Source organism: Streptomyces sp. NPDC059582 (genome assembly GCF_042735715.1).
Classification (GTDB): domain Bacteria; phylum Actinomycetota; class Actinomycetes; order Streptomycetales; family Streptomycetaceae; genus Streptomyces.
Genome location: NZ_JBHWCC010000023.1, coordinates 3012 through 18435 on the forward strand (window position 1 = coordinate 3012; position 15424 = coordinate 18435).

Annotated in this window: 10 protein-coding genes and 1 tRNA gene; 7 read left to right on the forward strand and 4 right to left on the reverse strand. The window is 69.4% G+C overall.

Annotation, left to right across the window (positions count from 1 at the left end):
* Window positions 1-102: 102 nt before the first annotated feature.
* From ACFV0T_RS20540 to ACFV0T_RS20550, 3 genes are read right to left on the reverse strand one after another with little or no spacing between them, the layout of a single operon-like run.
* Entirely contained in the window at window positions 103-2247 is a 2145-nt protein-coding gene (locus ACFV0T_RS20540; protein ID WP_385781080.1) for an acetate--CoA ligase family protein, read from the reverse strand.
* Window positions 2248-2251: 4 nt separating this feature from the next.
* Window positions 2252-3502 carry a formyl-CoA transferase gene (gene frc, locus ACFV0T_RS20545; RefSeq protein ID WP_385780836.1) on the reverse strand — a complete coding sequence of 417 codons (1251 nt, stop codon included), beginning with the start codon at window positions 3500-3502 and terminating at the stop codon, window positions 2252-2254.
* A 10-nt stretch (window positions 3503-3512) separates the two neighbouring features.
* The gene (locus tag ACFV0T_RS20550) at window positions 3513-5195 is read right to left on the reverse strand and encodes a thiamine pyrophosphate-binding protein (RefSeq protein ID WP_385780840.1); all 1683 of its coding nucleotides are present in this window, start codon (window positions 5193-5195) and stop codon (window positions 3513-3515) included.
* A gap of 142 nt (window positions 5196-5337) precedes the next feature.
* Between ACFV0T_RS20550 and sucC the strand changes: the two genes are divergently transcribed.
* The 5 genes from sucC (at window position 5338) to ACFV0T_RS20575 (ending at window position 10367) form a co-directional block, all read left to right on the forward strand.
* Window positions 5338-6468 carry an ADP-forming succinate--CoA ligase subunit beta gene (sucC, locus tag ACFV0T_RS20555; protein WP_385780843.1) on the forward strand — a complete coding sequence of 377 codons (1131 nt, stop codon included), beginning with the start codon at window positions 5338-5340 and terminating at the stop codon, window positions 6466-6468.
* Window positions 6469-6482: 14 nt separating this feature from the next.
* Window positions 6483-7424, forward strand: coding sequence for a succinate--CoA ligase subunit alpha (sucD, locus tag ACFV0T_RS20560; protein WP_385780846.1), 942 nt, complete (start codon window positions 6483-6485; stop codon window positions 7422-7424).
* 294 nt (window positions 7425-7718) lie between these two features.
* On the forward strand, window positions 7719-9311 hold the full coding sequence (locus tag ACFV0T_RS20565; protein ID WP_385780849.1) for an aldehyde dehydrogenase family protein: 1593 nt from the start codon (window positions 7719-7721) through the stop codon (window positions 9309-9311).
* A gap of 282 nt (window positions 9312-9593) precedes the next feature.
* Window positions 9594-10049, forward strand: a complete 456-nt coding sequence (locus ACFV0T_RS20570; protein ID WP_385780853.1) for a MarR family winged helix-turn-helix transcriptional regulator — start codon at window positions 9594-9596, stop codon at window positions 10047-10049.
* 230 nt (window positions 10050-10279) lie between these two features.
* Window positions 10280-10367: transfer RNA gene (locus ACFV0T_RS20575), tRNA-Leu, on the forward strand.
* Window positions 10368-10711: 344 nt separating this feature from the next.
* Here the strand turns inward: ACFV0T_RS20575 and ACFV0T_RS20580 are convergent.
* The gene (locus tag ACFV0T_RS20580; protein ID WP_385780856.1) at window positions 10712-11443 is read right to left on the reverse strand and encodes an EcsC family protein; all 732 of its coding nucleotides are present in this window, start codon (window positions 11441-11443) and stop codon (window positions 10712-10714) included.
* Between the two features lie 897 nt (window positions 11444-12340).
* Here ACFV0T_RS20580 and ACFV0T_RS20585 point away from each other — a divergent pair.
* Together ACFV0T_RS20585 and ACFV0T_RS20590 are read left to right on the forward strand one after the other, a co-directional pair.
* Complete coding sequence (locus ACFV0T_RS20585) at window positions 12341-14266, forward strand: DUF262 domain-containing protein (RefSeq protein ID WP_385780859.1); 1926 nt, start codon at window positions 12341-12343, stop codon at window positions 14264-14266.
* A gap of 88 nt (window positions 14267-14354) precedes the next feature.
* On the forward strand, window positions 14355-15407 hold the full coding sequence (locus ACFV0T_RS20590; protein WP_385780862.1) for a serine/threonine-protein kinase: 1053 nt from the start codon (window positions 14355-14357) through the stop codon (window positions 15405-15407).
* The last annotated feature ends 17 nt before the right edge of the window (window positions 15408-15424 follow it).

The window sequence follows — 15424 nt, forward strand, 5'->3', positions numbered from 1 at the left end:
CGAAAGTCCGGCCCACCCCCCCGTGTCCACGCCTCTCGGGGGCCGCACGGGCCCCGGGGGGGGGCCGCCGCGCCCCGTCGCCCGCCCCCGCGTCCAGTCACCTCATGACTCGCCCCCCAACAGGCCCGCGGCCCGCGCCCACCGGTACTTCGCGCCCAGTACCGCGACCGGCTTCTCGGTCGTGTACGGGTACGCCACGACCCCGCGCTCGTAGAGGTACTGGCAGGCCTCCTCGACCTCGACGTCGCCGGCGAGCGAGGCCACCACCGGCTTCTCGATGCCGCGTTCGCGGAATTCGGCCACCACGCGCGCGGTGAGTTCGGCGAAGACCATCGGAGGAGTGACGATGGTGTGCCAGTAGCCGAGCACGAGCGCGTGGATGCGCGGGTCCTCCAGACCCAGCCGGATCGTCGCCTCGTACGTCGACGGCGGCTCGCCGCCGGTGATGTCGACCGGGTTGCCCGCGGCCCCGAACGGCGGGATGAACTCCCGGAAGGACGCGTCCAGATCGGGCGGGATCTCCATCAGCGACAGACCGTTGTCGGTCACCGCGTCCGAGAGCAGTACGCCGCTGCCGCCGGCCCCCGTGATGATCACGACGTTGTCGCCCCTGGGGGTGGGCAGCACCGGCAGCCCGCGCGCGTACTCCAGCATGTCGTTGAGCCCCGGCGCCCGGATGACCCCCGCCTGCCGGAGGATGTCGTCGTACACGGCGTCGTCGCCCGCGAGCGCGCCCGTGTGCGAGCCGGCCGCCTTCGCGCCGGCCGCCGTACGGCCCGCCTTGAGGACGACGACGGGCTTCTTGGTGATGGTCTCGCGCGCCGCCCGGACGAAGGCGCGCCCGTCCTTGAGGTCCTCCAGGTGCATCGCGATGCACTCGGTGTGCGGGTCCTCGCCGAACCAGGTCAGCAGGTCGTCCTCGTCCAGGTCCGCCTTGTTGCCCAGGCCGACGATCGCCGACACGCCCGTCTTCGTGGTGCGGGCGAAGCCCAGGATGGCCATCCCGATGCCACCGGACTGCGAGGTGAGTGCCACCCCGCCCTTGACGTCGTACGGCGTGCAGAACGTGGCGCACAGGTCCTGCCACGTGGAGTAGTAGCCGTAGATGTTCGGGCCGAGCAGCCGGACGCCGTGCCGTTCGGCGATCGCCACGATCTCGTCCTGGAGTTCGTGCTCGCCGGTCTCGGCGAACCCGGAGGGGATCAGCACGGCGTTGGGGATCCCCTTGCGTCCCACCTCCTCCAGGGCCGAGGCCACGAACTTGGCGGGGATCGCGAAGACCGCCACATCCACCTCACCGGGAACGTCGGTGACACTCTTGTACGCCTTGCGGCCCAGAATGTCATCGGCCCGGGGGTTCACCGGATGGATCTCTCCGGCGAAGCCGCCGTCGACCAGGTTGCGCATCACCGAGTTGCCGATCTTGCCCTGCTCGTTGGAGGCGCCGATCACGGCCACGGAGGCCGGCTGCATCAGCCGGCGCATGCTGGTCAGGATCTCCTCGCGGGTGTAGCGCCGGCGAGGCGGCGGCTGCGACTCGGCGAGGATCACCCGGATGTCGGCGGCGACCGCGCCCTGGGGGGTCGCGATCACCGGGTTGAGGTCCACCTCCGCGATCTCCGGGAAGTCCGCCACCAGTCGGGACACCCGGCGGATCTGCTCGGCGACCGCCCACCGGTCCACGGCCGGGGCGCCGCGCACCCCGCGCAGGATCTCCGCCGCGCGGATCGAGTCCAGCATGGACAGCGCCTCGTCGGCGTCCACCGGCGCCAGCCGGAACGTCACGTCCTTGAGCACCTCGACGAGCACCCCGCCGAGCCCGAACGCCACGACCTTCCCGAACGTCGGATCGGTCACCGCGCCGACGATGACCTCCTGCCCCTGCGGAAGCAGTTCCTGCACCTGAACGCCCTCGATACGCGCCTGGGGCGCGTACGCCCGCGCGTTCTCGACGATCCGGTGGAACGCCGCCCGTACGTCCGCCGCCCCCTCCACCCCGACGACCACACCGCCGGCGTCGGTCTTGTGCAGGATGTCCGGGGAGACGATCTTCATCACGACGGGCCCGCCGAAGCGTGCCGCGAACGCCACCGCCTCGTCCACGTCGGTCGCCAGCTCCTCGCCCGGTACGGCGATCCCGTACGCGTCGGCGATCACCTTGCCCTCGGGCGCGGTGAGCGCGGTGCGCCCCTGCGCCCGCACGGACTCCAGGAGCGTGCGTACCCTGAGCAGCCGGTCCTCGGCCATCACGTCAGATCACTCCGTTCGACTTGAGCAGCCGCAGCTCCTCGTCACCGAGCCCGAGCTCGCCGACGTAGACCTCTTCGTTGTGCTCCCCGAGCAGGGGTGAACTCCGCACGTCCACAGGGGAGTCGGAGAGCTTGAGCGGGCTTCCGACGGTCACGAACTCGCCGCGCTCGGGATGGGGCACGGTGACCACCATCTCGTTGGCGACCAGCGAGTCGTCCTCGATGATCTCCCGGGTGGACAGGATCGGCCCGCACGGGATGTTGTGGGCGTTGAGCCGCTCCAGCACCTCCCACTTGGGCAGGGTCGAGGACCACTCCTCGATCAGCTGGAACATCTTGCCCAGCTTCGGCAGCCGGGCCTGAGGCGTCGCCCACTCGGGGTCGTCGGCGAGTTCGGGCCGGCCGACGAGCTCGCTGAGCGGACGCCAGCCGACGGGCTGCACGATGACGTACACGTAGTCGTTCGGGCCGCCCGGCGCGCACTTGACCGCCCAGCCGGGCTGGCCGCCGCCGGACGCGTTCCCGGACCGGGGAACCTCGGTGCCGAAGTCGTCGTTGGGATATTCGGCGAGCGGCCCGTGTGCCAGGCGTTGCTGGTCCCGAAGCTTCACCCGGCACAGGTTGAGTACGGCGTGCTGCATGGCCACGTTGACCCGCTGCCCACGCCCGGTGTGCTCCCGCTGGTACAGGGCGGCGAGTATCCCCGCCACGGCGTGCACACCCGTTCCCGAGTCCCCGATCTGGGCTCCCGTCGCGAGCGGCGGCCCGTCCTCGAAACCGGTGGTCGACATCGACCCGCCCATGGCCTGCGCCACGACCTCGTACGCCTTGAAATCGGTGTACGGGCCGTCGCCGAACCCCTTGATGGAGGCATAGACGATCCGCGGGTTGATCTCCTTGACGCGGTCCCAGGTGAAGCCCATCCGGTCGACCGCGCCGGGGCCGAAGTTCTCGACCATGACGTCGGAGCGCCGGATCAGCTCGGTGAGGATCTCCTTGCCGCGCTCGGTCTTGGTGTTGAGGGTGATGCTCCGCTTGTTGCAGTTGAGCATCGTGAAGTAGAGGGAGTCGACGTCCGGGAGGTCGCGCAGCTGCCCGCGCGTGATGTCCCCGGTCGGGGCCTCCAGTTTGACGACGTCCGCGCCGAGCCAGGCGAGCAGCTGGGTCGCGGAGGGCCCGGACTGCACATGGGTCATGTCCAGGACGCGGATGCCGTCGAGGGCCTTGGGCGGCGTTCCGGTCGTTGCGGTCATGAAGGCCACCTCACTTGTACATGGTCTGGTTCATGGTTCCGGGGGCGTACGCGTCCGGGTCGACCCAGACGTTGACCAGCGACGGCTTGCCGGACTCGCGGGCCCGGCGCAGCGCCGGCCCGATGTCGGCGGGGTCGCGGACCTCCTCGCCGTGACCGCCGAGCATCCGGGCGAACTCGTCGTAACGGACGTCGCCGAGGGTGTTGCCGATCCGCTCCCGCTCCAGGCCGTACTTCTGGGCCTGGCCGTAACGGATCTGGTTCATGGAGGAGTTGTTGCCGACGATGCCGACGAAGGGCAGGTCGTAGCGGACGAGGGTCTCGAAGTCCCAGCCGGTCAGGGAGAACGCGCCGTCGCCGAACAGCGCCACCACTTCCTTGTCGGGCCGTGCCTGCTTCGCGGCGAGCACGAAGGGGACGCCGACGCCGAGGGTGCCGAGCGGACCCGGGTCCATCCAGTGCCCCGGCGACTTGGGCTGCACGACCTGCCCGGAGAAGGTGACGATGTCGCCGCCGTCGCCGATGTAGATCGAGTCCTCGGTGAGAAAGTCGTTGATCTCGCTCACCAGGCGGTACGGGTGGATCGGTGAGGCGTCCGAACGCAGGCTGGGCAGCCGCTTGTCGAGGGCGGTCTGCTCGGCGGCGCGCAGCTCGTCGAGCCACTCCTTGCGCCTGGACGCGCCCCCGTCGACGCGCCCGGACGCGGCCTCCGTCACCGACTTCAGCACCAGGCCCGCGTCGCCGACGATCCCGAGGTCGATGTCCCGGTTCTTGCCGACGGTGCGGTAGTCGAGGTCGATCTGGACGACGGTCGCCTCCGGCGAGAGACGCTTGCCGTAGCCCATGCGGAAGTCGAAGGGCGTGCCGACGATCACGATGACGTCGGCGTGGGAGAACGCGTACCGGCGTGAGAGCTGGAAGTGGTGCGGGTCGCCGGGCGGCAGGGTGCCGCGTCCCGCGCCGTTCATGTACGCGGGGATGTTGAGGGTGCGCACGAGGTCGACGGCCGCCTCGGTGCCGCGGGTGGTCCACACCTGGCTGCCCAGCAGGATCGCCGGCTTCTCGGCGTGCACCAGCAGGTCGGCGAGCTTCTCGATCGCCTCGGGGTCGCCGGCCGAGCGGGTCGAGGCGCGGTAGGCGCCCGGCTGGGGCACGCGTGCCTTCGCCACGGGCACCTTGGCGTCGAGGACGTCGCGCGGGATCTCCAGGAAGGAGGGACCGGGCGCGCCGTGGTAGCACTCGCGAAACGCCATCGACACCATGTCCGCCGCGCGCGCCGTGTCCGGCACGGTCGCCGCGAACTTGGTGATCGGCGTCATCATGTCGACGTGCGGCAGGTCCTGGAGGGACCCCATCTTGTGCTGGGTGAGGGCCCCCTGGCCGCCGATCAGCAGCATGGGGGACTCGGCGCGGAAAGCGTTGGCGACGCCGGTGACGGCGTCCGTGGTGCCGGGGCCGGCGGTGACGACCGCGCAGCCGGGCCTGCCGGTGATGCGTGCGTAGCCGTCGGCCGCGTGGGCCGCGACCTGCTCATGGCGTACGTCGACGACTTCTATGCCCTCGTCGACGCAGCCGTCGTAGATGTCGATGATGTGGCCGCCGCACAGCGTGTAGATGCGGTCGACCCCCTCGGCCTTGAGCGCTTTGGCAACGAGATGGCCGCCGGAAATCACGTCCTGCGTGTCGTCGGGCATGGCGAAGTCCTGTCCCTTCGTAGGGGTGGAACGCTCTCGCGGTACATTGCATACAGTCGACGAATACTGTATGAAGCTTGTTATCCCGCATCCGGTGGGTGGTGTCCAGGGGGCGTGCGGCACTTTCCAGACAGGAGCCGAGATGGACCTGTACGAACACCAGGCAAGGCAACTCTTCGAGGAACACGGCATCTTGGTGCCGCGGGCCGAGGTCACCGACTCGCCCAAGGAAGCACGGGAGATCGCCCGCCGACTGGGCGGTCGGGTCGTCGTCAAGGCGCAGGTCAAGACGGGCGGCCGCGGCAAGGCCGGCGGGGTCAAGCTCGCCGCCGACCCGGCCGCCGCCGAGCTGACGGCCCGCCAGATCCTGGGCATGGACATCAAGGGCCACCAGGTCGGCACGGTGATGCTGGCCCAACCCGTGTACATCGAGACCGAGTTCTACGTCTCCTACGTCCTCGACCGCTCGGCCGGGCGCTTCCTCGCGATCGCCTCCGCCGAGGGCGGCATGGACATCGAGGAGGTCGCCGCCACCCGGCCCGAGGCCGTCGCGCGCGTCCCGGTCGACCCGGCCGAGGGCGTCACCTCGGCCAAGGCCGGCGAGATCGCCGCGGCGGCCGGCCTGCCGCCGCAGACCGTCGACGTCCTGGTCCGGCTCTGGGAGGTACTGGTCGCGCAGGACGCCCTACTCGTCGAGGTCAACCCGCTCGTCCGCACCCGGCAGGGCCGGATCCTCGCCCTCGACGGCAAGGTCACGCTCGACGACAACGCCCGCTTCCGGCAGCAGCGTTGGGGCGCCGACACCACCGCACACGACAACCCGCTGGAGGAGGAGGCCGCCGCGAAGGGCCTCAACTACGTCAAGCTCGACGGCGAGGTCGGCGTCATCGGCAACGGCGCGGGCCTGGTCATGTCGACGCTCGACGTGGTCGCGGGCTGCGGCGCGCGGCCCGCCAACTTCCTCGACATCGGCGGCGGAGCGTCCGCCCGGACCATGGCCGACGGCCTGTCCGTCATCCTGTCCGACCCGGCGGTGAAGTCCGTCCTCGTCAACGTCTTCGGCGGCATCACCGCGTGCGACGCGGTCGCCGAGGGCATCGTGCGGGCCCTGGACACCGTCCGGTTGACCAAACCGCTGGTCGTCCGCCTCGACGGCAACAACGCGGCCCGCGGCCGCGCCATCCTCGACGAGCGCTCCCACCCCCGGGTCCAGCAGGCCACCACCATGGACGGCGCGGCCCGCCGAGCCGCCCAACTCGCCACCGAAGCCTGAGGAGACGGGACGACATGGCCATTTACCTGACCAAGGAGAGCAAGGTCCTCGTCCAGGGCATGACCGGCGGCGAGGGAATGAAGCACACCCGGCGCATGCTGGCGGCCGGCACGAACGTGGTCGGCGGCGTCAACCCGCGCAAGGCGGGCCGCACCGTCGACTTCGACGTCCCGCAGTCCCCGGCGGGCCTGGGAAGCACCTCCGTCGCCGTCCCCGTCTTCGGCTCGGTCGCCGAGGGCATGGCGGCGACGGGCGCCGACGTCACCGTCGTGTTCGTGCCGCCCGCGTTCGCCCGGGCCGCCGTCGTCGAGGCCGCCGACGCGGGCATCGCGCTGGCCGTCGTCATCACCGAGGGCATCCCGGTACACGACTCCGTCGCCTTCACCGCGTACGCGCGGGGCAAGGGAACCAGGATCGTCGGCCCCAACTGCCCCGGCCTGATCACCCCCGGCCAGTCCAACGCGGGCATCATCCCCGCCGACATCGCCAAGCCCGGCCGCATCGGCCTGGTGTCCAAGTCCGGCACCCTGACCTACCAACTCATGTACGAACTGCGCGACATCGGCTTCTCGACGTGTGTCGGCATCGGCGGCGACCCCGTCGTCGGCACCACCCACATCGACTGCCTGGCCGCCTTCCAGGACGACCCCGACACCGAACTGATCGTCCTCATCGGGGAGATCGGCGGCGACGCGGAGGAACGCGCGGCGGCCTACATCCGCGCCCACGTCACCAAACCCGTCGTCGGCTACATCGCGGGCTTCACCGCGCCCGAGGGCAGGACCATGGGCCACGCGGGCGCGATCGTGTCCGGCTCCTCCGGCACGGCGCAGGCGAAGAAGCGGGCCCTGGAGGCGGTCGGGGTGAGCGTGGGCAGCACGCCGACGGAGACCGCGCGGCTGGTCCTGTCCGTACTGTCCCGGATCGAGGACGACCAGGGCGGCACGCGAGGCTGACGTGGGGTGACTGCCCGCCGCCGGGCGGTGGCACCAAGTGCATTCGCCGGGCGGTGGCACCAAGTACACCCGCCGGGCGGTGGCACTGCGCCCCTTCGTACGAGACGCTCATATGTGCGACGGTGTGCGAGACGCTCATATGTGCGACGGCACGACAGCACTAACCACGACGGCACGACAGCGCGATGGCACGACAGCGCGACCGTACGACGCCCGCGCGCGGCGGTGCGAACCCGTGCGCGGCGAGCCGATCATCTCCCGCCCCCGACTGTGCACCGAGAGCGGAGTTCCCTCATGGCCCCCACTCCCGACCCCACGAACGATCCCGGTCCCACCCCCGGTCGAACACCCCGCATCCTCACCCTCAAGTCAGGTACGTCCTGGTCGGACGCCTGGCAGCGCTGCCTGACGGTCGCCCCCGAGGCCTTCCGGGACGACCGCGTCCTCAACCTCTGGGACGCCTCCTGGCAGGCGGACGGCAGGCCCCTGCCCGCCACCAGCCCGGTCGACGGCAGCCCCATCGCGGGCCCGCCGCGCCTGGACCGGGACACCGCCCGGCAGGCCGTCCGCGCCGCGCTCGACCAGCACCGGGCCTGGCGGCACATCCCGCTCGACGAACGGCGCGCCCGCGTCGCCGCCACCCTCGACGCCCTCACCGAGCACCGCGAACTCCTCGCCCTGCTGCTCGTCTGGGAGATCGGCAAACCCTGGCGGCTGGCCCAGGCGGACGTCGACCGGGCCATCGACGGGGTGCGCTGGTACGTCGACGGCATCGAACCGATGGTCGCCGGACGGGCCCCGCTGCAGGGGCCGGTCTCCAACATCGCGAGCTGGAACTATCCGATGAGCGTGCTCGTCCACGCCCTGCTGGTACAGGCGCTCGCGGGCAACGCGGTGATCGCCAAGACCCCGACCGACGGCGGTGTCGCCTGTCTGACCCTGGCCTGCGCGCTCGCGGCCCGCGAGGGAATCCCCGTCACCCTCGTCAGCGGCAGCGGAGGAGAACTGTCCGAGGCGCTGGTGCGGGCGCCCGAGATCGGCTGCGTCTCCTTCGTCGGCGGCCGTGACACCGGCGCCGCGGTGGCCACGGCCGTCGCCGACCTCGGCAAGCGGCACGTACTCGAACAGGAGGGCCTCAACACCTGGGGCATCTGGAACCACTCGGACTGGGACGCGCTCGCGGCCGTCGTCCCCAAGCTCTTCGACTACGGAAAGCAGCGCTGCACGGCGTACCCGCGCTTCGTCGTCCAGCGTGAGCTGTTCGACGCGTTCCTGGCGGCGTACCTCCCGGCGGTCCGCACCCTCCGGGTGGGACACCCGCTGGCCGTCGACCGGCGCGACGACCCCTACCCCGACCTGGACTTCGGCCCCGTGATCAACGCGGCCAAGGCGAAGGAACTGCACGACCAGGTCGCCGAGGCCATCGACCGCGGCGCCGTACCGCTGCACCGGGGCAAGCTGTCCGACGCCGCCTTCCTGCCCGGCCAGGACACCTCGGCGTACGTCCAGCCGGTCACGCTGCTCAACCCGCCCCCGTCGTCGCCCCTGCACCACGCGGAACCGTTCGGCCCGGTCGACACCATCGTCCTGGTCGACACGGAGGCCGAGCTGCTCGCGGCGATGAACGCGTCCAACGGCGCGCTGGTCGCCACGCTCTCCACGGACGACCGGGCCACCTACGAGCGACTGGCCCCGCAGATCCGCGCGTTCAAGGTCGGCCACGGCAAGCCCCGCTCCCGCGGCGACCGGGACGAACTGTTCGGCGGCTTCGGCGCGTCCTGGAGCGGCGCGTTCGTCGGCGGCGAGCTGCTGGTGCGCGCGGTGACCGAGGGCCCGGCGGGGGAGCGGCTGCCGGGGAACTTCCCGGAGTACCACCTCATGCCGTGACGGGTGGCCGGGCAGCGGCCTCCGGCGGCGGCGTCCGCGTACCGCACGCGGCGCCGACCTCCGGTGACCGCGCGCGGCGCGAGTGTCGGACGGCTGCACGCGGCGTCGGTGTCCGAAGACCGCACGCGGCGCCGCTGTCCGAAGACCGCACGCGGCGTCGGTGTCCGGTGACCGCACGGGACGCCGGCGTCCGGAGACCGTCGGAGGCAACCGTCCGCAGTCCCACGCCACCCCTTCCAGAACACCCGCAGAAGCCGCGATCCGCCCCTTACAGTCGTGGCCATGGCCAGTGACCACGACCAGTCCCACGGGCCGCTGGAACCCCGGCTCGGTCACCTCCTCCGGCAGGCCCACGCGCGGCTGACGAGGGCCGCCGCGGAGGCCCTCGCGCCGCACGGCGTGGGCGGACCCGACCTGGCAGTCCTGGCGGTCCTGGCCGACGCCGAGCCGTTGTCGCAGGTGGAGCTCGCGACGCGGCTCGGTGTGGACCGGACCACTACGGTGGCGCTGATCGACGGTCTGGAGGACCACGGCCTGGTGCGCCGCCGCCGCAGCCCCCGGGACCGGCGCAAGAACCTCGTCGAGCTGACGCCTGTCGGCGGGGACTGTCTGCGCCGGGCCGAGTGCGCCCGCCGGGCCGCGGAGCGCCGCTTCCTCGCCCCGCTCGGAGAGGAGACGGCGGCTCTGCTCGTACGGGCCCTGGAGACCCTGGTGGCAGGGGAGCACGTGCGGGAGTGAGCGGGCGGGGCGGCTCCACGCGAGGCCGTTCCTGCTGTCCGGCCGACGCCCACGTCCGTGTTCATGCGATCACCGGCGGTGACGTTGAGCGCCCCTTGATCGCCCTCGCTCCACGGGCGTCACCCGGGGCCGTCGGCAGGGCGGATATGCAGGTGAAACGCACTCCGAAACCTTGGTATTGTTGTCCATGTCGCCGCGCGGAACACACCCCGCAAGGCGGCATACACCTGGTCCGGGTGGCGGAATGGCAGACGCGCTAGCTTGAGGTGCTAGTGCCCTTTATCGGGCGTGGGGGTTCAAGTCCCCCCTCGGACACCAGCAAAGACGATGCGTAGACGAGGGCCTCGACCTGACGGTCGCGGTCCTCGTGGCATGTTCTTCGCGATCTTGAGGATCCCCTTCTCCGTAGTGGCTTCTCCTGCTTCGGCTCGGTGGTCGGCTGCGCCTCGGCTTGAAGCTGGTCGAGGACTTCGACCTCTGGGGTGACGTTGAACAAGCCCGGCGGCAGCTTCCGCAGTGCGTGCATGCACCGTTGGTCTTACGGCCTCGACGAGGTCTGGCAAGGTCGTGCGGCGACGAGCCCAGGTAGTGCTGGCAGTCCTCCCGCTGCTCCTCCATCCGCAGCGAGGAATGGGCGAGCGCTCGTCCAGTTCGCTTCATCGTCACCTCGGTTCCTCTGCCCGCAGAGTTTCGTCGCGCAACGCCTTGTCCGTGGCCCGTCCGATGACAGCAGTTGCCCCTGCGTCCACAGCCCCTCCGACGAGGCCTCCCAGGATCGGGACCCCCTTGGCCAGCGTGATCGCAGCGCGCTGGGTTCCATACTTCGAGAAGAGGAAGAACCCGACCTTCTTGTTGATCACCCGGAGCATCGCGATCGGGATCTTTTTGATCATCTGCTCGCCGATCTTCTGACCGACCTTCACTCCGAACGCGGCCAGGACGCTCTGCGTGCTCATCCCGATTGCGAGCATCATCACGACGGTCCGCACGTGCGGATCACGTATGTCCCATCCCCGAAGGTGGGCAATGGAACCAGCCATTCGCATGTTGATTGCGACGGATGCGGCCACGTTCGCCGGTATCGTCACGCCTGCAGTGAGCACACCTCCGAGCCCGGTGACGAACCCCTGAGTCCCGGCCGCAGCCACGGACTCCCTGATGAGCCGGGCTATGACCGCATCGATGTCCTCCTTTATGTCCTCAGGAGAACGGCGCTCATCGTCTCCAGGTGCCCTGTAATCGACGCCTTGCCGGCGCGAAAGACGGTCCTCGGCCCAGGTCGCCGACCCTGTGATCGGCCCTACACCGTTCACCATGACCTTCTCCGCGAGATCGGCAACCCACTGCCCGGTCTTCGCGACCGTTCCCTCATCAGCCTTCTTCTTGTCAGCCATCACACACCCCTTCCGCGAGCGCCCCCACCGAAGGGCATCCCACACGGTCGCGGGCAGAAGGCGGATTCCGGTCACAGACATCCCCGGCAAGCCTGCGGCGGCTGAAGTCGCATCCCCCTCGCTACCGCCCGTCCACCCCTCACGCCCCGATGTTGTATGCCGCGTCGCCTTCACGAGCTAAAGCGACCACACCCTCTCATGCAATTGAAAGCACCGTCAAATCGCTTGTGTCTGCTGGGGTCTGTTCGCTTGCGGGGTGGCGAGCTGACTGTGTCGGCCACGGTGACCCGCAGCCGGCCTCCACCAGGAACCGGCTCGGCTGTCCGGTCCGTGAGATGTACAGTCCGTCCCGGGCCCGGTGCAGGGCGACGGACAGCAGCCCGCGTTCCGTGGCGAGGTTGGCCTCGTGCTGGAGCCGGTCGATCTCTTCCGGTGCTAAGAGCCGAAGGGTTCGGCAGGGCGCGCTCGTTGACATCGAAGACCGCGGTGTAGCGGTACTCGTGCCCCTTGAAGGTGTGCACGGCGCCCACGTTGACCGCGTCGTTGGTGCAGGCGGCTCCCGCGGACCCGGCTGGCGGGGATCCCGGCCGCGATCAGGCGGTCCTTCGCCTTCTCACGGAGCGTGGCCTCGGGCATTGTCCGCCGGCGCCGGTCCGCTTCGGCCGCGTCACCGCCTACTCATCGGCAAGTCGTCGTGGCGGTGTCCCGGCGCGTTGGGGCGGAGTGTGCGTACGGGGTTCGGACGAGCCGGAGCGGAGTGTGCGTACGGGGTCCGGACGGCCGGAGCGGGGTACGCAACAACCCCGGCAAGCGATGCTGGGGCCGTTCGGCCGCAGTCGGCCTTACTCAGCGGTTGATACCGTGTCTGCGGCGGAGCATCGCAGGCTGGGGGGCAGCATGGGGCTGGCAAACGAAAAGATCATTTCTCAGGTCGAGGACCTGCTGCAGGGCAGGGTTGTCATTCCCTCCATCCAGCGGGATTTCGTCTGGATGAGGCCCGATGTACGCGACCTCTTCGATTCCCTCTACCGGGGCTATCCGGTCGGCGCTCTGCTGCTGTGGAAGACCGATCTGACCGTCCCCTTCAAGACGGCCGCTGTCGTCCAGACCGACAAGTCGGTGCACCACCCCCTCTATCTGCTGGACGGGCAACAGCGGTTGACCTCCCTTGCCTGGGTGTACCGGCCCGAGTCCAAGGCCGACGGCCGTTTCATCGACCTGCGCTTCGACGTGCGCACCGAGGAGTTCGTCAACCCGAGCGCGGTCCAGCGCAAGGATCCACTGCTGATCCCGGTGTCGACGCTGTTGCAGGAGAACGTGCAGTTCTACCAAGTCCTGCACAAGGCCGGTGTGCCGTTTGACGATCCGGATTTCGACACGTGGACCCAGCGGCTGCAGAAGGTGAACAACGTTCGGCACCACCAAATCGCCGTCATCACCTACGAGTCCGACGACTACGAGGAGGTCGCCGAACTTTTCGCCCGGCTGAACAAGGGCGGTCGGCGGCTGTCCAAAGGCGATCTCGTGTATAGCGCCATTGCGGCCCGCTGGTCCGACGGCCTGGACACCATGGACGCCTTCCACCAGGAACTGCAGGACAGCAACTTCGCCCTGAACAGGGAAGCCGTCCTGCGTCTCATGAGCCTCCTCGCGGGAACCGGCGCCCATCACATCAAGCTCATCGGGGCGGATGTCGACGAAGCCGCGCTGAAGGAGGCCTGGCAGGCCACCGAGAGGGCTCTGCGCTTCGCGATTGACTTCCTGAAGGGCGAGTGCTCGATCCCTCGGTCCGAGGTTCTCTCGTCGCCGAACGTCACCATCGTGCCCGCCCTGCTGCTGCACCACCGGGACGGCAAACTGCGTCCGGGGGAGGCTCAGCTACTGCGCCGCTGGGCGTACACAGCGATGGCGTTCAGTCACTACTCGCTGCAGGTCGAGGGCAAGCTCGACGCGGAGGCCAGGCTGATCAAGGCGCGTGAGGGAGAGGGCCTGTTCGCCGAGCTCATCCGCAGGGCCTCCGGCACTCGGTCCCTGGACAGCGCCCTCCACCCGAGGGACCTGGAGCAGAAGTACTCCACACACCCCTTCTTCAAACTGCTGTACATCGCCGCGTTGCGGGGCACGGCGAGGGACTGGGCGACCAACATCGCCATCAGCGACCAGCCCATGAACAGCGGTGCCAAGATCGAATTCCACCATGTGTTCCCGCGCGCCCGGGTCCAGACGACTTACGCGAAGGAGGAGTGGAACAGCCTCGCCAACTTGGCCTTCATCACCGGCCAGACGAACAAGATGATCTCCTCCAGGCTGCCCGCCGAATACATGGCGGGGATCGCGCCGGAGCGTCTGGCCGAGCAGTGGATTCCCGACGAGCCTGAGCTGAGGTCCCTCGACCGGTTCCCTGACTTCCTAGCTGCCCGCAGGCGCTTGCTGGCCAACGTCCTCAACGAGCTTCTGGGCCTGCCCACCTACGACGGGCAGGCCGCCCACCGGGACACCGACGAGTTGCCAGCCGATGAGGAAGTGATCGCAGAGGACCCCGCCGCACCTACGCTCGTCGGAGCGGAAGTCCAAAAACTCCGCACGGATCAGGGTGTCGAGGTTCACGTCATCTACGAAGGCCGACGTATCCCTGCCTACTACGACCCTTCGTCCCGCATCGTGACGATTCCTTCCGGCCCTGGCCGTGGCGAGTACGAGACCCCCAGCGGGGCGGCACTGGCCGTGGTGCGGGCCCTCAAACCACACGTCAACCCGAATCGCAACGGATGGTCGTTCTGGACCGTCACTGCCACAGGGCAGCTCTTGCAGAGCATCCGGTAGCGGATAGCGTGCCATCTCGGTTCGGGCTACCTGGCGTCATGTTCGTGGGGTCCGTGCGGGATCCTTTGGTCCTTGAGGGTTTTCGGGTGTGCGCACGGGGTTGGTTGACTTGTTCCATGTGGGTTGTCGACGGCGGCCCTCCGGCCAGGCAGTCCGTGCACCGACATACCGCTGGGGCTCACCGAAGGAAGAGAAAGTGGAGCAGTTTGCCGCGGGCAAGGTTCTGCGCAGCAGGTACCGGCTGGACCGGATTCTGGGCAGAGGGGCAATGGGGCACGTCTGGCAGGGGATGGACGTGTATCTGGAGCGCCCTGTCGCGGTCAAGACCGTCGCCGCGGATCTTCTGGCCCTGCCCGACTGGCGCCGCACCGCCTTGGCGCGCTTCGAGAGGGAGGCCAAGGCCGCCGCTCGTCTGGACCATGTCAACATCACCACCGTGTACGACGCGGCCGTCACCGAGGACGTCTGCTGCCTGGTGATGCAGCTCGTCGACGGGACGACCCTCGACAACGTCATCGACGGCGCCGACGGCGGACGCCTGCTCGTGCCCGTTGCCGTCTCCGCCGCCACACAGCTGTGCTCGGGACTATCAGCCGCGCATGCAGCCGGCCTCGTGCACCGAGATCTCAAACCTCAGAACATCATGGTCTGTGGCAGTGGTCTGGTGAAGATCCTCGATTTCGGTCTCGTGAAAGTTCTCTCGGACACCGACCCGCGGCTCACCATGACGGGCGAAACGCTCGGTAACGTGTCCTACGCCTCACCCGAACTTCTGGCCGGCGAAAAGCCGTTGGACGGTCGCAGCGACCTGTACGCGGTGGGATGCCTGCTGCACCACATGCTCACCGGTCGGCCCCCCTTCTTGAGCGAGGGTCCCGCCGAGCTGGTGACTCAGCACCTCACCGCGGCCCCGCCCCGGCTGGCCGACTGCGGTGTCGAAGCCCCGACCGCGCTCCAGGACCTGCTGGACGTACTGCTCGCCAAGCGTCCCGAGGATCGTCCAGGCGATGCGGCGGAAGTCTATGTGGCCCTCGCCCCGTATCTACCGGCACCCGATCCCGCACTTGCGACCCGCAGGATGCCGCCGGAGGATCCCCGGCGGCCCTTCATCGTGCCCCAGGGACCGGTCGCGCCGCGTTAGCCGAGGCGAACCGCGGC

What these genes read in the sequence shown, in the direction of transcription:
- ACFV0T_RS20580 (WP_385780856.1), bottom strand. Translation starts at nt 11,443, where the DNA reads ATGGCTGACAAGAAGAAGGCTGATGAGGGAACGGTCGCGAAGACCGGG.
- ACFV0T_RS20565 (WP_385780849.1), top strand. Translation starts at nt 7,719, where the DNA reads ATGGCCCCCACTCCCGACCCCACGAACGATCCCGGTCCCACCCCCGGT.
- ACFV0T_RS20570 (WP_385780853.1), top strand. Translation starts at nt 9,594, where the DNA reads ATGGCCAGTGACCACGACCAGTCCCACGGGCCGCTGGAACCCCGGCTC.
- sucC (WP_385780843.1), top strand. Translation starts at nt 5,338, where the DNA reads ATGGACCTGTACGAACACCAGGCAAGGCAACTCTTCGAGGAACACGGC.
- ACFV0T_RS20550 (WP_385780840.1), bottom strand. Translation starts at nt 5,195, where the DNA reads ATGCCCGACGACACGCAGGACGTGATTTCCGGCGGCCATCTCGTTGCC.
- ACFV0T_RS20585 (WP_385780859.1), top strand. Translation starts at nt 12,341, where the DNA reads ATGGGGCTGGCAAACGAAAAGATCATTTCTCAGGTCGAGGACCTGCTG.
- frc (WP_385780836.1), bottom strand. Translation starts at nt 3,502, where the DNA reads ATGACCGCAACGACCGGAACGCCGCCCAAGGCCCTCGACGGCATCCGC.
- sucD (WP_385780846.1), top strand. Translation starts at nt 6,483, where the DNA reads ATGGCCATTTACCTGACCAAGGAGAGCAAGGTCCTCGTCCAGGGCATG.
- ACFV0T_RS20540 (WP_385781080.1), bottom strand. Translation starts at nt 2,247, where the DNA reads ATGGCCGAGGACCGGCTGCTCAGGGTACGCACGCTCCTGGAGTCCGTG.